The 19,944-nt window shown below is 43.7% G+C and carries 12 protein-coding genes; 8 read left to right on the top strand and 4 right to left on the bottom strand.

Annotated elements, in window-relative coordinates; genetic code table 11:
• The first annotated feature begins 109 nt into the window (after positions 1-109).
• Both treR and MK396_RS09305 read left to right on the top strand, forming a co-directional pair.
• The gene (gene treR / locus MK396_RS09310; RefSeq protein WP_268724372.1) at positions 110-823 is read left to right on the top strand and encodes a trehalose operon repressor; all 714 of its coding nucleotides are present in this window, start codon (positions 110-112) and stop codon (positions 821-823) included.
• Positions 824-1,075: 252 nt separating this feature from the next.
• Positions 1,076-6,199 carry an SIALI-17 repeat-containing surface protein gene (locus tag MK396_RS09305; RefSeq protein ID WP_268724371.1) on the top strand — a complete coding sequence of 1,708 codons (5,124 nt, stop codon included), beginning with the start codon at positions 1,076-1,078 and terminating at the stop codon, positions 6,197-6,199.
• Between the two features lie 69 nt (positions 6,200-6,268).
• Here the strand turns inward: MK396_RS09305 and mraY are convergent, their stop codons facing one another.
• From mraY to rsmH, 4 genes are read right to left on the bottom strand one after another with little or no spacing between them, the layout of a single operon-like run.
• A complete protein-coding gene (gene mraY / locus MK396_RS09300; RefSeq protein WP_084881297.1) occupies positions 6,269-7,249 on the bottom strand; it encodes a phospho-N-acetylmuramoyl-pentapeptide-transferase in 981 nt (326 codons plus the stop codon).
• A gap of 1 nt (position 7,250) precedes the next feature.
• Entirely contained in the window at positions 7,251-9,506 is a 2,256-nt protein-coding gene (gene pbp2X, locus MK396_RS09295; protein WP_084939602.1) for a penicillin-binding protein PBP2X, read from the bottom strand.
• A gap of 3 nt (positions 9,507-9,509) precedes the next feature.
• Entirely contained in the window at positions 9,510-9,827 is a 318-nt protein-coding gene (gene ftsL / locus MK396_RS09290) for a cell division protein FtsL (RefSeq protein WP_000840795.1), read from the bottom strand.
• Between the two features lie 10 nt (positions 9,828-9,837).
• Entirely contained in the window at positions 9,838-10,788 is a 951-nt protein-coding gene (rsmH, locus tag MK396_RS09285; RefSeq protein ID WP_000159388.1) for a 16S rRNA (cytosine(1402)-N(4))-methyltransferase RsmH, read from the bottom strand.
• Positions 10,789-10,950: 162 nt separating this feature from the next.
• On the opposite strand from rsmH, the gene MK396_RS09280 reads away from it, so the two are divergent.
• The 6 genes from MK396_RS09280 (at position 10,951) to MK396_RS09255 (ending at position 19,431) form a co-directional block, all read left to right on the top strand.
• Complete coding sequence (locus MK396_RS09280; RefSeq protein WP_001082470.1) at positions 10,951-11,145, top strand: helix-turn-helix transcriptional regulator; 195 nt, start codon at positions 10,951-10,953, stop codon at positions 11,143-11,145.
• A gap of 15 nt (positions 11,146-11,160) precedes the next feature.
• Entirely contained in the window at positions 11,161-11,703 is a 543-nt protein-coding gene (locus tag MK396_RS09275) for a DUF3278 domain-containing protein (protein WP_268724370.1), read from the top strand.
• Between the two features lie 10 nt (positions 11,704-11,713).
• On the top strand, positions 11,714-12,055 hold the full coding sequence (locus MK396_RS09270; protein ID WP_268703470.1) for a hypothetical protein: 342 nt from the start codon (positions 11,714-11,716) through the stop codon (positions 12,053-12,055).
• A gap of 12 nt (positions 12,056-12,067) precedes the next feature.
• Positions 12,068-12,646, top strand: coding sequence for a DUF3278 domain-containing protein (locus MK396_RS09265; RefSeq protein ID WP_268724369.1), 579 nt, complete (start codon positions 12,068-12,070; stop codon positions 12,644-12,646).
• Positions 12,643-13,119, top strand: a complete 477-nt coding sequence (locus MK396_RS09260) for a glutathione peroxidase (RefSeq protein ID WP_268724368.1) — start codon at positions 12,643-12,645, stop codon at positions 13,117-13,119. Before MK396_RS09265 ends, MK396_RS09260 begins: the two co-directional genes overlap by 4 nt.
• A 342-nt stretch (positions 13,120-13,461) precedes the next feature.
• On the top strand, positions 13,462-19,431 hold the full coding sequence (locus MK396_RS09255) for an alpha-L-fucosidase (protein WP_268724367.1): 5,970 nt from the start codon (positions 13,462-13,464) through the stop codon (positions 19,429-19,431).
• Positions 19,432-19,944 lie beyond the last annotated feature (513 nt).

Genomic DNA, 19,944 nt, shown 5'->3' with positions numbered 1-19,944 from the left:
CTTGTTTGTTGTAAAAAGAGGATATTTTTGTATATTTTCTAGCACTTGTATGGTAAAATAGATACAAGTTTGTATAGAATAAAACTCAAAACCTATTTAAGGAAGCAAGATGAAGAAATACCAACAATTATTTAAGCAAATCCAAAAAACCATTCAAAACGAGACTTACGCTGTCGGAGATTTCCTCCCCAGCGAGTACGAACTCATGAATCAGTATCAGGTGAGCCGTGACACCGTTCGAAAAGCTCTGTCCCTCCTCCAAGAGGAAGGATTGATTAAGAAGATAAGGGGGCAAGGTTCCCAAGTCGTCAAAGAAGAAACCGTCAATTTCCCCGTCTCTAACCTAACCAGCTACCAAGAACTGGTTCAAGAACTTGGACTGCGTTCTAAAACCAATGTGGTCAGTCTGGATAAAATCATTATCGATAAAAAATCCTCACTGATAACCGGCTTCCCAGAGTTTCGGATGGTTTGGAAGGTGGTCCGCCAACGTGTAGTGGATGACCTGGTATCGGTTCTGGATACGGACTATCTGGATATGGAACTGATCCCAAATCTCACTCGCCAAATTGCTGAACAGTCTATCTACTCGTATATAGAGGACGACCTCAAACTTACCATCGACTATGCTCAAAAGGAAATTACCATTGACCACACGAGTGATCGAGACAAGATTCTCATGGACATTGGCAAAGACCCTTATGTCGTTTCAATCAAGTCAAAAGTCTATCTCCAAGACGGGCGCCAGTTTCAGTTTACCGAAAGTCGGCATAAGTTAGAAAAATTTCACTTTGTTGACTTTGCCAAAAGACATCCAAAATAAACACTTACAGTTGGGAATACTCTCAACTGTTTTTAGTCGTAAACGATCTAGTTGATAGTTGGAAAAGAGGGGCTGCTTGCTACTTATTCTACTATTTTAAGAAAAAACAACAGCAAATATGTATCTTGCTAAAAAGCTCTTGACAAATGCTAAGCGACCATTAGAATGGGAGGTGAGGAGATAAATAGAAACAAAATAAACGGAACTGCTTTATAAAATGTAAGCGGTTTCGGATAAACAAAGGAGGATTTTATGAAAAAACACTTTTGGGAAAAATCCTGTCGCTATAGCATCCGCAAGCTGACGGTTGGGACTGCTTCTGTTTTACTGGGAGCTATTTTTCTAGTCAACCACACTGTAGCCGCAGACAGTGTTGAGGTCAAGCAAACTGAACCAACCTCTGTCGAAACTATCACTAAGCCTGATAGTGAACCCAAAGCAGCTGAAGCTACTGAAACTACAAAACCATCTCTAGCAGAAAGTCCAGTAGTTTCCGAAAGCAAGCCAGCTGAGGAGACTCCGAAGACAAATAGTCAAGCTAGTGAAGAAGCCATTGTAGAAGCTAAAGAAAATAAGGAACCTGAAAAAGCAGATCAGCCTGTGACAAAACAAGAAAACTATCAACTCAACTACAATCAGCCAACAGCTCCCTCCTATGATGGATGGGAAAAGCAAACCCTCCCTGTCGGAAATGGAGAGATGGGAGCCAAGGTTTTCGGTCTCATCGGGGAAGAGAGAATCCAGTACAACGAAAAGACCCTCTGGTCAGGAGGACCACAGCCCGATAGCACCGACTATAACGGAGGAAACTACAAGGAACGCTACAAGGTCTTAGCAGAGATACGCAAAGCCCTCGAAGCTGGTGACCGCCAAAAAGCTAAACAGTTAGCTGAACAAAATCTAGTTGGACCAAACAACGCCCAGTATGGACGTTACCTAGCCTTTGGGGATATCTTCATGGTCTTTAATAACCAGAAGAAAGGACTAGATACTGTAACTGATTATCATCGTGGTTTGGATATCACAGAAGCCACTACGACTACTTCTTACACCCAAGATGGAACAACCTTCAAACGCGAAACCTTCTCCAGCTATCCTGATGATGTCACCGTGACCCACTTGACTAAAAAAGGAAACAAGACACTTGACTTTACCCTTTGGAACAGCTTGACGGAAGACTTGCTTGCTAATGGTAATTACTCTTGGGAATATTCCAACTATAAGAACGGACATGTCACTACAGATGAAAATGGAATTCTTCTAAAGGGAACTGTCAAAGATAACGGCCTCAAATTTGCATCCTATCTAGGAATTAAAACGGACGGAACAGTCACTGTTCAGAATGAGACTCTAACCGTTACAGGTGCAAGCTATGCCACCCTCTATCTCAGCGCCAAAACAAACTTTGCTCAAAATCCTAAAACCAACTATCGAAAAGACATTGACCTCGAAAAAACGGTTAAAGGGATTGTCGAAACAGCTAAGGCCAAGGACTACGAAACACTTAAGCAAGACCATATCAAGGATTATCAAAGTCTCTTTAATCGCGTCAAACTAAATCTAGGTGGAAGCAAGACTGCTCAAACGACAAAAGAAGCCCTTCAAAGCTATAACCCTAGCAAAGGGCAAAAGCTAGAAGAACTCTTCTTCCAATACGGACGTTATCTACTCATCAGCTCGTCTCGTGATCGGACAGATGCCCTTCCTGCCAACCTACAAGGAGTCTGGAATGCTGTAGACAATCCACCTTGGAACGCTGATTACCACCTCAATGTCAACTTGCAAATGAACTATTGGCCTGCCTATATGAGCAATCTGGCTGAAACAGCCAAGCCAATGATCAATTACATTGACGACATGCGCTACTATGGTCGTATCGCTGCCAAAGAATATGCTGGCATCGAATCCAAAGACGGACAAGAAAATGGTTGGCTGGTCCACACCCAGGCGACACCATTTGGCTGGACTACTCCAGGCTGGAATTACTACTGGGGTTGGTCTCCGGCCGCTAACGCCTGGATGATGCAGAATGTCTATGACTACTATAAGTTCACCAAGGATGAGACTTATCTCAAAGAAAAGATTTATCCTATGTTGAAAGAAACTGCTAAGTTCTGGAACTCCTTCTTACACTACGACCATGCCAGTGACCGTTGGGTGTCTTCTCCATCCTACTCACCAGAACACGGGACCATCACCATCGGAAACACCTTTGACCAATCGCTAGTCTGGCAATTATTCCACGACTACATGGAAGTCGCCAACCATCTGAATGTCGACCAAGACTTAGTCACAGAGGTCAAGGCTAAATTTGACAAACTCAAACCGCTTCATATCAACAAAGAGGGCCGTATCAAAGAATGGTATGAGGAGGACAGTCCACAATTCACCAACGAAGGCATTGAAAACAACCACCGCCACGTTTCCCATCTAGTTGGTCTCTTCCCAGGTACGCTCTTTAGCAAGGACCAGGCTGAATATCTAGAGGCTGCGCGTGCTACCCTCAACCACCGTGGAGATGGTGGTACTGGTTGGTCTAAGGCCAATAAAATCAATCTCTGGGCTCGTTTGCTGGACGGTAACCGCGCCCATCGCTTACTCGCTGAACAGCTTAAGTATTCAACCCTAGAAAACCTTTGGGATACGCACGCGCCTTTCCAAATCGACGGCAACTTTGGAGCAACCAGTGGGATGGCAGAAATGCTCCTCCAATCTCATACTGGCTATATTGCGTCATTGCCAGCCCTTCCTGACGCTTGGAAGGACGGTCAGGTTTCTGGCTTGGTTGCCCGTGGAAACTTTGAAGTCAGCATGAAGTGGAAAGATAAAAACCTGCAAAGCTTGTCCTTCCTTTCAAATGTCGGTGGAGACCTAATTGTAGACTATCCAAATATCGAAGCCAGCCAAATCAAGGTCAATGGCAAACCAGTCAAGGCAACGATCCTTAAAGATAATCGTATCCAGCTTGCAACACAAAAAGGTGACGTCATTACCTTTGAACACTTCCCTGGTCGTGTAACCAGTCTGACAGCCGTTCGACAAAATGGAGTCACTGCCGAACTCACCTTTAACCAAGTAGAAGGCGCTACCCACTATGTCATCCAAAGACAAGTGAAAGACGAAACTGGCCAAACCTCTGCGACCAGAGAATTTGTAACCAATCAAACCCATTTTATTGACCGATCACTGGATCCTCAACATGCCTACACCTATACTGTCAAGGCTATGCTGGGCGAACTTGCCACACAAGTGTCTGAACATGCTACTGTCGAAACCTATAGCGAGTTGATGGACGACCGAGATAGTCGCATCCAGTACGGAGCTGCCTTTGGAAACTGGGCAGACTCAGAATTGTTTGGAGGAACAGAGAAATTTGCTGACCTTTTAAAAGGAGACTACACAGACGAAGATCTCACTGCTACCATTCCTTTCACTGGCGTTGGTATCGAAATCTATGGACTAAAATCGTCTGAATTAGGTCTTGCCACTGCTAAAATTGATGGCAAAGAGGTCGGGGAGCTTGACTTCCATACTGCTGGAGCAACTGAAAAAGGCAGTCTCATCGGTCGCTTCACGGGATTGTCTGACGGGCCTCACACATTGACTCTTAGTGTTAAACGTGAGCACAAAGGACGTGGTAGTGAGCGCTCGAAAATTTCATTAGACTACTTCAAGATCCTAGCAGGAGCAGGCAATACGATTGAAAAAATGGATGATCGTGATTCGCGTATCCAGTATGGTCCCCAGTTTAAGGACTGGTCTGACCCTGAACTCTACGGAGGCACGGAAAAGTACGCTGATATTAACAACAGCGACTCTAGTGCAGCTTCAGAAGCTCAGGCAACTATTTCCTTTACAGGGACAGGTATTCGTATCTATGGTTTGAAGAGCCTTGCCCTTGGACGAGCACGTGTTACACTAGATGGCAAAGAAATGCCAAGTCTAGACTTCTACACTTCAGGTGCAACTGAAAAGAGGGCCTTTATTGGTGAATTTACAAACCTTACTGACGGTCCGCACACCCTGACATTACAAGTTGACCCAGATTCGCCAGAGGGTCGCAAGAAAATTTCTCTGGACTCCTTTGATATCATCAAAGCCCCTGCTATTGGTATAGATAGTCCAAGTATCGCACCTCTTAAGGAAAATGACAAAGAAATTTCCTTAACCCTACCATCTGGAGACTGGGAAGCCATCGCAGTGACCTTCCCAGGTGTCAAAGATCCTCTAGTATTGCGCAAAGTGGACGAAACGCATCTGGTTACAAGTGGGGATCAGACCGTGCTATCAATCCAAGACAATCAAGTTCAAATGCCAATCCCTGAGGCTACTGATCGACAAACTGGAAAAGCGATTGAAGCTTATGCCATTCAAGGAACTACCACAAGTAGCCCGGTCGTAGCTGTCTTTACTAAAAAAGATAAGAAGAAGGTTGACGAGAGCCAGCCAACTACAAGTAAGGGAGACGAACCAGCTCCTACTGTTGAAATTCCGGAATACACTAAACCTATCGGGACTGCAGGGCAAGAAGTGCCACCCACTGTAGAAAAGCCTGAATACACCGAACCTATCGGAACGGCGGGGCAAGAAGAGTCTCCTACTGTAGAAAAGCCTGAATACACCGAACCTATCGGAACGGCAGGGCAAGAGGAACCACCTACAGTGACAATTCCTGAATACACTGAGCCGATCGGAACGGCAGGGCAAGAGGAAGCTCCTACTGTTGAAAAACCTGAGTACACCGAGCCTATCGGAACTAGTGGGGATCAGGCTGCTCCAACCCTTAGCCTTCCTGATTATCCAGTTCGAGTCTTAAAAGATAAGGAAACTGGAGTAGAAATTATTGGTGGAGTCAGTGACCTAGAAGGAATTTCTCACATCTCTAGCCGACGTGTCCTAGCTCAAGAACTCTTTAGCAAGACCTATGATGCTTACGACCTACAACTGAAAAATCCAACAGATCATAGTTTGCAGCCAAAAGGCTCTGTCTTAGTTCGCTTGCCTATTTCAGCTAGCGTAGAAAACATCTACTACATCACTCCGACCAAGGAGTTGCAAGCCCTTGATTTCACCGTTCGAGACGGAAAGGTAGAATTCATCACTAATCATTTCAGTACCTATGCTGTCGTCTATCAAGCAACTGGAACCAGCTCTAACACTGAGGATAAACCAAGTACTTCAGATGAAGAAGCCTTGGCACACGAGGCTGAACAACTTTCAGCTAGTCCTAGCCTTGCAAAAGCTGGAAATCATTCTCCTAAAGAAGAGCTGCCAGCAACAGGAGAAGCATCCAACCCACTCCTCTTCTTAGCAGGCCTCAGCCTAGCCCTTACAGCCACTTTTATGTTAAAAGGAAGAAAGGATGACTCCAACTAACCTTTAAGCACACAAAAACAGGATGAAGTTGTTCTTCATCCTGTTTTATTTTTTTATCAAAGGTTATTTTTACAGCAGGTATAAAAAGGCTAAGGTCAAGAGACTTGCTAGAAGCCCAACTCCCCAAAAGAAGAAGTCAACCTTCCACTCGCTCCAAGGATTGCCCTTACCTGAGAATCCTCCAAGTTCAAAATGGTGATGAACAGGCGTCATACGGAAAATACGCTTTCCACCACTAATTTTGAAGTAGGTAACCTGCATCATAACAGAGCTTGTCTCAAAGACATAGATAATCCCAATCAACAAAAGGGTCCATTCTTGGTGGAGGGCCATAGAGATTGCTGCTAGCATCCCACCAAGAGCCAAACTTCCTACATCTCCCATGAAGACCTTGGCAGGTTTGTGGTTAAAGACGAAGAAACCTAGCAAACCACCAATCATGGCAAGAATCACAAGAAGAATATCCAATTGATTTTGCATATAAGCAATCACACCGTAGGCCGATAAGCTAATCACCACGGAAATACTCGCTAAGCCATCAATCCCGTCAGTCAGATTCACCGCATTGGAAAAACCAACTAGCCAGAAAAGGGCAAAGAAAATATAGAAAAAACCCAAATGAACTTGGTAGCCAAAAACTGAAAGCATATCGCCACCACGCTCATAAAAGAGGTAGAAAATCACTCCTCCAAGGAGCTGGAGAGCAAGCTTTTGCTTAGGATTCAAGCCTTCGTTGATCTTACGAAAGACCTTGAGGAAATCATCCAGAAAACCTACCAAACCATACAACACCAAGATAAACAAAATCATACCTACATTGTTGGTCAATTGTTGGGTAAAGAGAGCAATAAGAAAGCTCACAACTACTGCAACGATAAGGAAGACAAGACCTCCCATGGTTGGAGTCCCAGCTTTAGCTTGGTGTTGTTTGACATCCTCGTGCATCTGCTGACCCGTAATCTGTGCTTTTCGATAAAATCGGATAAAGGCTGGAATGCCAATCAAGGTCAATAGAAAGGCTAGAATTCCAGCACTAATGGAACTAATCATCTTAATCTCCTAAAGTTACTTTCATTTTTTTAATGTCTTTGAGGGCTGTATTGGCACGGACACTTTGTTTCTTGACCGTTTTGCCACTACCTTCCCACTCGACTTCTATATTCAGCCATTTAGCAAATGTTTGCACATTTTCATCTGTCCAGCCGTACATATCAGGCATTTCTTCGACCTTATCTGACAGGATCAAGATCTGCTGATTGGCTTCCAAATTATCTCCTTCAGAAACCGAGAGTTCCTTGATCTTGGTTCCTGTTCCGATAACAATTGGTTGGACCAGGTTTCGGCGCAATTCTTCTGCTAGGTCACCCGGAGTAAAGTCTTTGGTAGCCGGCATAGCATAGCTTGTCGTCTTGCTGACCTGATCCAAGTTCTTGGCAGTTGACTGAAGATTGAGGGATTCTTTCATAGCTGAAGCCCGCTCCAAGATTGGGTTGGCAAATTCTCCCAATTGGATACCTGAATAATGTTCAGGCTGTTGAACCGTTACATACAAGATAAAATCAGGATTTTCGGCAGGGTTCATAGCCACAACTGAGAAAATGTTGTTGGTAGAACCAACCAAGTAGCCTCCATTTTTCTCGTCAGCGATTTCGGCTGTACCAGACTTGAGGGCTACATTCTGACCTGGAACATTGACATTTGGTTTTCCTGTACTGTGGTTGTACATGGTACCGTAGACAGGATCTGTTCCGACCATGACCATGTGCTCCCGAGTAGAGGACGCTGCTGTTTTTGACACAGGATTTCCGACAATTTCCTTTTGAGACTTACGAACAGACTGGTCATTTGGATCATAGAGGGCACTGATAAATTTCGGCTCCAACATAACCCCATCGTTGGCAATAGCTGTAAAAGCACGAAGCATCTGGGTCTGGGTAACAGAAATCCCTTGTCCAAATGAACTCATGGCGATATTGACAATGTTGTCAGCAGGCAATTGACCTGTGTACTCATCTGCCAGACCAAAACGGGTCGGTACCCCAAACTTAAAACGGTTGAGGTAGTCCAGCCAGGTTGCATCCCCCATCTTTTGCTCAAGCAAGGTCATTCCGATATTACTTGAGTGAGCAAATCCTTGAGAGAAGGTCATGGTGCCACCACTAGTCAATCCTTCATTGACGTCCCAGTCTCGAATGGTCGCATCTGCTATTTTCAATTCACTACTGTTAAAGTACTCGCCACCAGGGAAGGTATTGTTGTCAATAGCCGAAGCCAACATCATCACCTTCATGGTTGACCCTGGCTCGTAGTTACTTTGATAGAGGATATCACGCCAGACAAAGTCTTTTGTGATGCCATCCTTGGTATCTGCATTAAAGGTCGGCCGTTGGGTCGTAGCCAGGATTTCCCCTGTTTTAGCGCTAACCAAGGTAGCCGTCATATACTTGCCTTTTACTTTTTCCTGGAAGGCATCCATCTGGGTTTCCATAAAGGATTGCAAGGGACTAGAAAGGGTTGTGTAGACATCTTTTCCATCTACTGTTTGTTGAGAAGCTTGATCTGTACCCGGAACAATATTTCCCAGACGATCTTTCTCATAGGTGATGATCCCATCTGTACCCGCCAGAATGTTATTTAAAGAACTCTCCAATCCAGATGTCCCAATCAAACGTTTGGTCCCATCCTCATTTTCATGGAGTTGCGCTAAACCGATAAAGGAAGAAGCAAACTGTCCATTGGGATAACTGCGGTTAGGGCTAGTTGTAAAGTCAACTCCCTCAACGCCAGCTGTTTTAAGGTCATTTTTAATAGCCATCATATTGGCATAGGTGATCCCATTTCCCTTGGTACCAAAAGACACCTGTTTTAGATCTGGCTGAGAAAGTTGTTCCTTGACATAAGACTCCTCCATATCGAGGTATTTATGGAAAATTTCAGCTACCTTATTAAATTGAGAATCCTCTACATAGAGAATTTTGCCTGTTGCTGACTTGTAGGTCTTGTCAATAACGGCATAGATATTATAAGAAGTTGCATCCTCAGCAATAGGCGTTCCATTACGATCGTAGATGGTCCCCCGCTTGGCTGGAATCGTCTTGGTTGTTTGGTGAACCTTTTTGGCCTCTTGAACCAAATCCTTACCAAATTTTTTACCCGTTCCGATAATAACCGCAAAGTTCACCAAAAAGACAGCGAAGAGTATGACAGCCAATAAACTCAGGCTTTTCCCTACTCTTCTGCGGTTTTCTTCTGGAGATTTACGGTTACGAACGGCATAACGGATGATTTTTTCTTTCCACTGTTTCATTTCTTACTCCGCTGCTCGGATATTTTCGTTATTCAGCTGCAAATCCTTAGAGTTTGCAATTTCTTTCAAACGTTCTGAACGAATCAATTCATTAACCTCTTGCTTGGCATCGTCGAGCTCTGTTTTCTTTTCTTCGATTTGAGCATTGACCTTGGTCAATTCATTCTGAACTTGTAATAGCTTGGTCTGCATAAACACAACGCTAATTGCCAGGATAATCATTGTTGCAGCAATCGAAACATAGAAGGCCTTTTCCACACGTGAAAAACCTTTAAACTTCGTTTGCAATAACTGGCTTGTTTTTTCGATTCTTTCTGCCATGTTTTTCCTCTTACTTGTGAATTTTTCTAGCCACGCGCAACTTAGCTGAATGCGAACGGTTGTTGGCTTCTAGCTCTTCAGCACTTGGCAAGATTGGCTTGCGGGATACCAATTCCATCTTGGGCTTAAGGTCATCTGGAATGAAGGGCAAGCCTTTGGGAACTTCCACTGTTGAAGCTTCTTTAAATAGTTGCTTGGTCAAGCGGTCTTCCAGCGAATGGAAGGTAATGACCGAGATTCTCCCATCTAGAGCCAGCATGTCCATAGCCTGCTGGATGGATTCATCTGCTGCACCCAGCTCATCATTGACTTCGATTCGGATAGCCTGGAAAATCTGCTTGGCAGGGTGCCCCTTTTTCTTGAGTTCCTTGGCAGGCTTGGCAGACTTGATAATCTCTGCCAACTCCGTCGTCGTCTCAATTGGTTTCACCTCACGCGCTTGCTCAATCTTACGAGCAATCTGTTTAGAAAACTTATCCTCACCATACTTGAAAAAGATCCGAACCAAGTCATGATAGTCATAATGATTGACCACCTCATAGGCCGTCAGACTAGCTTCCTGATTCATCCGCATATCCAGTGGCGCATCCTTTTTATAAGAAAAGCCACGCTCACGCTGATCCAGCTGAGGACTGGACACTCCCAAGTCATAACAAATTCCATCAATTTCCTGGACACCAGCCTCCTGCAAACGTGCCTGCAAATGACGGAAGTTATCCTTGATAAAGGTTACCATCCCCTTTTCGATATAGGGTGCCAACCTTTTTTGCGCATTGTCAATGGCATTCTGGTCCTGGTCAAAGGCATAGAGATGCCCTTTTTCGCTCAATTTACTTAATAAATATTCGCTATGGCCTGCTCCGCCCAAAGTCGCATCAACGTAGATACCGTCAGGTTTTACGTCAAGCATATCAATCGTTTCATGAAGCAAGACCGTTACATGATGAAATTCTTTTGTCATATCCTATCTATTTTACCACAAATCTGACCAGCTTGCACTTGTCAGACAAGGCTAAGTTTCTTCGAAAAAAATTCTCAAAAATATGTCATATATACTTGACACCTCATCCCCAAAAGAATATAATATAGTCAAATATATACGACATATCAGAAAGGAGACCCTATGAATCGTGTGAAAGAATTCCGCAAGGAACTGGGCATTTCCCAGCTCGAGCTCGCCAAAGATATCGGTGTCTCGAGACAGACCATCAACATGATTGAAAATGACAAGTACAATCCAACCCTAGAACTCTGTCTCAACCTCGCCCGCAGCCTCCAAACTGACCTCAATAGCCTCTTTTGGGAAGACGATTTTTAAAAAAGGAGCAAACAAATGAAAAAAGAAACTCTCACTGAAAAACTCATCAAACGCATATACGGTATTTCTGGTCCCCTTGACGAACACAAACGGCGCGAGGCCGATCGTATCGGGAATCAGGTCTTTATTGTCCTCTTTTATCTGATGACATTTGGCAACCTCATCCCCTTTGTCCTTGCTTATAAATACCCGCAAATTGTCGCTATCGGTTATCCTCTCGTGGTGTTTGGCATTTCGATGATGGCTGCCCTCTATGTGGTCTCCCAAACCAAGAAAACGGGCATCACAGCTATTGATCCCGAAATGTTAAGTAAGAAAGAAAGTAAACAACTGCATTTTCCTGGTCTAAAAGCCGGTCTAATCTATGGCATGGGCATGTTCTTTGGAATACCGCTTCTGAATGTCCTAACCGATGATAGCAAGGATTATCTTGGTTCTCTTTTAAATACAGGGCATTTTGTATCAACTATCCTAGCTACCCTCTTCTTCGGAGTGACCATACAAATTATCGTCTCTCTTCGCATTCGAAAAGCCAAGAAAGACCAAGAAGACGACTAGGAGGTGCCTTATGAAATCACTAGCTAGACTACTGATCAGTCATGTTTTTATCAGTATCTTTGTTACCTTTTTCCTACTTTCTGGACATATTGAGCATCCTTTCTTGATTATCTTTCTTTTATTCCTTCCTGTATTGAACAAGGGACAGAGATTCCAGAAAATCCAATCAAAAAAAATACGTCTTCTAAACGCATCTCTCTGTTTTATCCTCGTATCCTTTCCACAACTTTTAACAAATCCTATGGATTGGAGATACCTGGTATTTCTAATAATCTGTATCATTTCGAGTTTGGTTTACTTCTATACTCTCTATCAACTCTTTAAAGAAGTCAATCAAAAATCGCTCATTTAGGAGGTTACTCCCATGAAAAAAGAAGATCTCACCGCTCGCTTACTCAAACTATTCTTTCACATACAAGGGCCTTTTGATGAATGCCGTCAAGAGATGATTTACAAGGCTTGTGCCCGTGCCTTGATCCAAATCGTTTACTCCTACCTCCTACTCTTCTTGTTCTATCTCCTATTTGGACGCTTCATAGAGTTGATTCGAGATGCCATGCCCTACCTCTATTTTGGACTTATCTTCGTCCTCTCATCTAGGGCGAGACTAGCAGTTCGCAACTTACATTTAGACAAGGATGACCCGTCCGAAATCCATCACAAAAGCTACAGCAAAAGCCAAATCAACCTTCGTAGTTGGGGTGTATTCATCAGTCTTCCAATTGGCTTGTTTGTCTTATCAGCCTTTCACAAACTCTTTGTTCAGCATCTTCCCCTCGATACCTTTTGGGACAATCTCTCCCAGTTCGATAAAATGCTCCCTTTACTAGTGTTGGGATTGGGTATTGGTGCCATCTTTGGAACCATGACCTATGCCTTTTTATCGGAACACGAGATGAAACACTCTGAATCAGGAATGCATAAGGAGAATATAGAAAAATGACCAGTATATATGATTTTTCCGTTTTGAACCAAAATAACCAAGCAACTCCCCTGAATAGCTATCGTGGCAAGGTTCTCTTGATTGTCAACACTGCTACTGGATGTGGTTTAACGCCCCAGTACCAGGGACTCCAAGACCTCTATGACCGCTATCAAGATCAGGGATTTGAAATCTTAGATTTCCCTTGCAATCAGTTTATGGGACAAGCACCCGGCAGCGCAGAGCAAATCAATAGCTTCTGCAGCCTACACTACCAGACCACTTTTCCTCGCTTTGCCAAGATCAAGGTCAACGGCAAGGAGGCAGATCCTCTTTATGTTTGGCTAAAAGACCAGAAGTCTGGCCCGCTAGGAAAAGGAATCGAATGGAATTTTGCTAAGTTTCTCATTGACCGAGATGGGCAAGTCCTTGAGCGCTTCTCTTCCAAAACAGACCCCCAAACCATCCAAGAGTCTCTCCAAAAAATACTCTAATTTCTTTTTAAAACGTATCTTTTCATTTAGTTTGAACCCTGAAAGGATGCGTTTTTTCTTTAAAAAGTAACTGATTTTCTTTAATTTATATTTATTTTTTTGCTTTTTGCTATTGCAATTCTTTCATTAATTTAGTATATTTGTTATATTAAAAGTTTTCAGTCATTTTAAGGGAGAAATGACCTTTTAAATTTTTTTATCTTAAAATGAAAGCGCTTTATAAACAGGAGGTAAGGTGGCTTACAAATTATCAGAGAGTTTTTTCATTAAATCAAGTTGTAACCAAGTCAGACTTGGGCTTGGGCAGTAGCTGACTGCCTTTCTAAAAACTAGGAGTATATTATGAATCGATACCTTTTTGAAAAAGGGCAAACATTTAGCATTCGAAAGTTGACTGTAGGTGTGGTCTCTGTTATCGTCGGACTGGCATTTTTTGCTTCTGGAACCGTGCGTGCAGACGAAACGTCTCCTGCCACGACATCCAATTTAGATCAGCAAATGAAACAAGTCGCAGATATAGAAGAGACCAAGGCTGAACCAGTCAAAGAAGAAGGCCGTGTAGAAGTTGAAAAACAAGAAACACCTGTTGCCGATACCAACAGTGCTGACTTGCTCCCTGAAGACATTCAGGACCGTGCCTATCCAGACACACCTGTCAAAGAACTCGATACGACTACTATCGTTGACCAGAAAGCTAGTCCAAAGGTAGAAACTAAGAGCATTCTAAAGGACAAGGAAGAAGCTCCAAAAGAAGCTGAGAACGGAAACCGTGCCATCATTAACGGTGGACAAGACCTCAAACACATCAACTACGAGGGGCAACCTGCTACTGCTGCTACTATGGTTTACAGCACTTACAATGCAGGGGAACAACGCTACCTCGTTTCAGGCTCAGGTATCTTCGTAGCACCTAACCTGATCCTTACCGTTGCTCATAACTTCCTAGAGGCCAATAAAGAAACTGGCGAGGGTCACATTCGTGGTGGAAAATCTGCCCAGTTCTACTATAACGTTGGTTCAAACAGCGAAAAGAAAAATTCACTGCCATCTTCTGGAACTACGGTTTTATTCAGAGAAAAGGATATCCATTTCTGGAATAAGAAGGAGTTTGGAAAAGGCTATAAGAACGACCTTGCTCTTGTAGAAGCTCCTATTCCTCTTCCGATTGCTAGTCCAAACAAAGCAGCAACCTTTGCGCCTTTAGCGGAGCACAAGACGCATCAGCCGGGAGAAGCCATCAGTACGATTGGCTATCCAACTGACTCGAGCTCCAAAGAACTGAAACAACCTATCCTAGCTGGTCAGCTTTACAAGGCAGATGGGACCATCCGATCTGTTGAGTCCTATGATGATAAGGGAACGACTGGTATCACCTATAAAACCACTTCTGTATCTGGTTTGTCTGGTGGCGGGATTGTCGATAGCCAAGGAAAAGTTCTGGGGGTTCACCAACACGGAACCGTTGACAATGGTGTGGCTGAAAAGGATCGCTTTGGTGGCGGACTCGTCCTTTCACCTGAACAACTGAAATGGGTGAAGGACATGATTGCCAAGTATGGTGTGAAAGGCTGGTACCAAGGTGATAACGGAAATCGTTACTACTTTACCGATGAAGGACGTATGCTTCGGAACGAAACAGCTGTTATCGGAAGCAACGAATATTCCTTCAACCAAGATGGGATTGCTACCTTGACCAAGGGAGTTGAATACGGTCGTGTGGTTATCCAACACGAAGACGAAGAAGGAAATCCTGTCAAAGATAATGACACCTTTATCGAACAGACAGCTGTTGATTCGCCATTTGACTATAATTTCAAAAAAGAAATCGAGAAGACGGACTTCTATCAGAAGAATAAAGACAAATACGAAATTGTATCCATTGATGGCGTAGCAGTCAATAAACAGCTAAAAGATACATGGTCTGAAGATTACAATGTTGTCAGCAAAGCGCCTGCCGGTACACGTGTCATCAAGGTGGTCTATAAAGTCAACAAAGGCTCCTTCAAAGTTTACTACCGTCAAAAAGGAACCACTACTGAACTAGCGGAAGCGACAGTTGATAACAATGACGGCCAAGAGTATGACGTTTCCTTTGTCAACACCTTCCATGCAAAAGACATTGCTGGCTACCGTCCAGTCAAGGCTAGCCTGGAAGCAAGGATCCAGCAAAAAGGTGTTAATGAGATCGTCTTTGAATACGAGCCAGTCGCTGATACGACTAATCCTGCCACGCCGACTCCACCAGTGGCTCATCCAGAAGATAAAGAAACCGAAATTGGCAATCATGGACCTCTTCCAAGCAAGGCTCAGCTTGATTACCACAAGGAAGAATTGGCAGCCTTCATCCACTACGGAATGAACACCTATACCAATTCTGAATGGGGAAATGGGAAAGAAGACCCCCGGTACTTCAATCCAACCAACTTGGATACTGACCAGTGGATTCGTACTCTGAAGGAAACTGGCTTCAAACGAACCATTATGGTTGTTAAACACCACGACGGATTCGTTGCTTACCCTTCTAAGTACACCAACCATACCGTAGCTGCTAGCCCATGGAAAGATGGAAAGGGTGACCTTCTCGAAGAAGTTTCCAAATCTGCTAGCAAGTACGACATGAACATGGGTGTTTACCTATCACCATGGGATGCCAACCATCCAAAATACCATGTCGCAACCGAAAAAGAATACAACCAATACTATCTCAACCAGCTGAAAGAAATCCTTGGTAATCCAAAATACGGTAATAAAGGGAAATTTATCGAGGTTTGGATGGACGGTGCACGTGGTAGCGGTGCCCAAAAAGTAACCTATACCTTCGATGAATGGTTCAAATACATCAAAGAAGCTGAAGGAGATATTGCTATCTTCTCTGCTCAACCGACAAGCGTTCGCTGGATCGGAAATGAACGGGGTATCGCAGGTGACCCTGTATGGCATAAAGTTAAAAGAGCCAACATCACAGACGATGTGAAAAACGAATACCTCAACCATGGTGACCCAGATGGTGATATGTATTCTGTAGGGGAAGCTGATGTTTCGATCCGTTCGGGCTGGTTCTATCATGACAATCAACAGCCGAAATCACTCAAAGAGTTGATGGACATCTACTTCAAGTCCGTTGGTCGTGGAACCCCACTCCTTCTCAATATTCCACCAAATAAAGAAGGAAAATTCGCAGATGCGGATGTGGCTCGCTTGAAGGAATTCAAAGCAACCCTAGACCAAATGTATTCCACTGACTTTGCCAAAGGTGCCACCGTAACAGCAAGTTCGACTCGTCAAAACCACCTCTACAAGGAAAGCCACCTCACAGACGGTAAAGATGACACCAGCTGGGCGCTCTCAAATGATGCCACAACTGGTAGCTTTACAGTAGATTTGGGCCAAAAGAAACGCTTTGACGTCGTTGAACTCAAAGAAGACATCGCCAAAGGTCAACGTATCTCTGGTTTCAAGATTGAAGTTGAAATCAACGGTCGCTGGGTGACATACGGCGAAGGTTCGACCGTTGGTTACCGTCGCTTGGTTCAAGGCAAGCCTGTAGAAGCACAAAAAATCCGTGTAACCATCACCGGTGCTCAAGCAACCCCAATCTTAACCAACTTCTCAGTCTACAAGACACCAAGCAGCATTGAAAAAACAGATGGCTACCCTCTTGGACTGGAATACCACTCAAACACAACGGCAGATACAGCTGGAACAACTTGGTACAATGAATCTGAAGGGGTTCGTGGTACTTCTATGTGGACCAATCAAAAAGATGCCAAAGCAAGCTATACCTTCACAGGAACCAAGGCCTATGTCGTCTCTACAGTCGATCCTGGTCATGGAGAAATGTCCGTCTACGTTGATGGTCAAAAGGTTGCCGATGTCCAAACTAAGAATGCTAGCCGTAAACGCAGCCAAAAAGTCTTTGAGACAGGCGATTTAGCACCAGGCCAACACACTATTACTCTTGTAAATAAAACAGGCGAACCAATTGCTACAGAAGGAATCTACACCCTAAACAATGATAGTAAGGGGATGTTTGAACTCGAGTCTACCAACTACGAAGTCGAAAAAGGAAAACCAGTCACTGTTAAGATTAAGCGTGTTGGTGGAAGCAAGGGGACTGCTACTGTGCGCTTCATCACAGAACCTGGAACTGGAGTTCACGGTAAAGTTTACCAAGATACAACTCAAGATGTGACCTTTAAAGATGGAGAAACAGAAAAGACTGTGACCATCCCAACGATTGACTTTACAGAACAAGCCGACTCTGTCTTTGACTTCAAAGCCAAGCTCACTTCTGTCACTGATGGTGCCCTGCTCGGTTTTGCTACAGATGCAACCATTCAAGTGATGAAAGCTGAATTGCTAATCAAGGACCAAACAAACTATGATGATCAAGCTAGTCAGTTGGATTACAGTCCTGGATGGCACCATGAAACCAATTCGGCAGACAAGTACCAAAAAACGGAGTCTTGGGCTTCCTTTGGTCGCTTAACTGACGAGCAAAAGAAAAAGACAACTGTCACAGCCTACTTCTACGGTACTGGACTGGATATAAAGGGCTATGTTGATCCAAATCATGGTATCTACAAAGTCTTCCTAGACGGCAAAGAAGTTCCTTACCAAGATGGAATGGGAAATGCTTCAACTATTGATGGTAAGAAATACTTTAGCGGTCGTGCAGCCCAACGCCAAGGCAATCAAACTCTGGTTAGCTTAAAAGGTCTGGACGAAAACTTGCACGCAGTCACCCTTCAACTAGATCCTAATCGAAATGATTTGTCTCAAAATATCGGTATTCAGGTAGACCAATTCATCACTCGTGGCGAAGGTAGTGAACTCTACAGCAAGGCAGATATCATCCAGTCTATCTCAAAATGGAAAGATGATCTGTCCAACTTTGATCCAGCAGGCTTGAAAAATACGGCTACTGCACGCCAAGCTTTCCAAGCAAATCTAGAAAAATTGAGAAATCAACTCAGTGCTGATGCAGTGGATGTTCAAGAAGTCATGTTGACAGTCAGTGCCCTACAAGATATCCTATCCAAGGACGAGAACTATCAAAGAGGCCAAGAGGAACCTAGTCCAGAGCAACCGGAACAGCCAGAAGAACCTGAGAAACCTGACCAGCCTGAGCAACCAGCCGAACCAAAACAACCGGAAATTGAGTACGATAAGGCTATGGACAGCTTGACAAAAGCTATCGAGAAAAAAGTCGCTGAGCTTGGATCCAACAAGGAAGCTAAGAAGCAATTGCTAACAATTGCTGACCAAGCCATTGCTGCAATCCAAGAAGCTAAAACTCAGGAAGCAGTCAATCAAGCGCTAGAAACTGCTCTCGAACAAATCAGCAAGCTCGAAGCAGCTCAGCCTGAGAAACCTGCTCAACCTGAAACTCCAGCGCAACCTGAGAATCCGACTCAACCGGATAAGCCTGCTGAGCCCGAAAAACCTGCTCAATCGGAAAAACCTGCTCAACCTGAACAACCTACTAATCCTGAAAAGCCTGCTCAGCCTGAAAAACCGGCTCAACCGGAAACTCCAGTTCAACCGGAAAAACCTACTGAGCCTGAAAAGCCAGCTCAACCTGAGATGCCGGCTGAACCCGAAAAACCGACTCAACCGGAAACTCCAGTTCAACCGGAAAAACCAACTCAGCCTGAAAAACCGACTCAACCGGAAACTCCAGTTCAACCGGAAAAACCTGCTCAACCGGAAACTCCAGCTCAACCAGAAACTCCAGCTCAACCGGAAACTCCAGCGCAACCGGAAACTCCAGTTCAACCTGAGAAACCAATTACTTCTTCAAGTCCTGAGGAAGGGGTTAAAGACCTTGTCTTTACACTTCCAAGCTTGGAAATCTTCAATAAGGTCGTACCATTCAAGACTATTCGTCGCGAAAACCCACAATTAGACAAAGGAAAAGAGCACGTTCTATCAGAAGGGAAAGACGGTCTCTTAGTCGAGTATGTTGAAGTGGACGGTGACAATCGCAAAGTTCTCCAAACAGAAGCAACTCCAGCTCAAGATCGAGTGATTGAGGTAGGTAGCAAACAGAGCTCAGTTGGAACAGAAGCGCCACCAGTTGTGACTCTTCCTGAGTATGTTGTCCCAAGAGAGACTGAAAAAACTGCTCCAGTCGTAACAGACAATTCACCAGCAAAAGATGAAAAAACTCCTGTTACAACTACAGTCAAAGAAGACAAGGAAAGACAACTTCCAGCAACTGGGGAACAAGAAGCAACTGCCTTCCTCTACTTGGCAGCCATTACTTCTATCTTGTCTCTCCTCATCTTTCAAAAGAATTTCAAAGACTAATAACCCTCTTTGATTGATTCTTTCCCATTATTTCAGTTCCCCCATTGAGAAGACCATTTGGTCTTCTCTTTTTTTCACGATTAACCTTGTGTGAAAAAATCCATAAAGGATCCCTAAATTTAATTGAACTTTTTATAAATTCACAGTACTGGAAGCCCATATTTTTCTAGACTCCTACCTAAATAGTTTCTTCTAAAACTTACTCGAGCCATCTCCATTCACAGAATTCACTTTCATCACTTAGCAGGACAAACGCTTCTCAAATCAATTGTTATCCCTTAACGATCTATTATTTCATTTCAGATGACAAAGCCCCATCAATAGCCTATGCTTTATAGGCTAGAATACTAAAAAATTCAAGGACATGCTTTATTATTTATTGAAAATATTATGCTACTATCAACTAATCTTATGTAAATTGATTCTTAATAACGTTTAAAAAGCGGCACTTATTTCTCAAGATAAAAAATAGTCCAGAACAATCGTTCTGGACTATTTCCTTTCCAATTACTT

The organism is Streptococcus oralis, assembly GCF_026782235.1.
GTDB lineage: Bacteria > Bacillota > Bacilli > Lactobacillales > Streptococcaceae > Streptococcus > Streptococcus oralis_CC.
The sequence above is the reverse complement of the archived record's forward strand: the minus strand, read 5'-3'. Positions and strand labels throughout refer to the sequence as shown.

What these genes read in the sequence shown, in the direction of transcription:
- MK396_RS09305 (WP_268724371.1), top strand. Translation starts at nt 1,076, where the DNA reads ATGAAAAAACACTTTTGGGAAAAATCCTGTCGCTATAGCATCCGCAAG.
- MK396_RS09280 (WP_001082470.1), top strand. Translation starts at nt 10,951, where the DNA reads ATGAATCGTGTGAAAGAATTCCGCAAGGAACTGGGCATTTCCCAGCTC.
- MK396_RS09260 (WP_268724368.1), top strand. Translation starts at nt 12,643, where the DNA reads ATGACCAGTATATATGATTTTTCCGTTTTGAACCAAAATAACCAAGCA.
- MK396_RS09275 (WP_268724370.1), top strand. Translation starts at nt 11,161, where the DNA reads ATGAAAAAAGAAACTCTCACTGAAAAACTCATCAAACGCATATACGGT.
- MK396_RS09270 (WP_268703470.1), top strand. Translation starts at nt 11,714, where the DNA reads ATGAAATCACTAGCTAGACTACTGATCAGTCATGTTTTTATCAGTATC.
- rsmH (WP_000159388.1), bottom strand. Translation starts at nt 10,788, where the DNA reads ATGACAAAAGAATTTCATCATGTAACGGTCTTGCTTCATGAAACGATT.
- mraY (WP_084881297.1), bottom strand. Translation starts at nt 7,249, where the DNA reads ATGATTAGTTCCATTAGTGCTGGAATTCTAGCCTTTCTATTGACCTTG.
- MK396_RS09255 (WP_268724367.1), top strand. Translation starts at nt 13,462, where the DNA reads ATGAATCGATACCTTTTTGAAAAAGGGCAAACATTTAGCATTCGAAAG.
- pbp2X (WP_084939602.1), bottom strand. Translation starts at nt 9,506, where the DNA reads ATGAAACAGTGGAAAGAAAAAATCATCCGTTATGCCGTTCGTAACCGT.
- treR (WP_268724372.1), top strand. Translation starts at nt 110, where the DNA reads ATGAAGAAATACCAACAATTATTTAAGCAAATCCAAAAAACCATTCAA.
- ftsL (WP_000840795.1), bottom strand. Translation starts at nt 9,827, where the DNA reads ATGGCAGAAAGAATCGAAAAAACAAGCCAGTTATTGCAAACGAAGTTT.
- MK396_RS09265 (WP_268724369.1), top strand. Translation starts at nt 12,068, where the DNA reads ATGAAAAAAGAAGATCTCACCGCTCGCTTACTCAAACTATTCTTTCAC.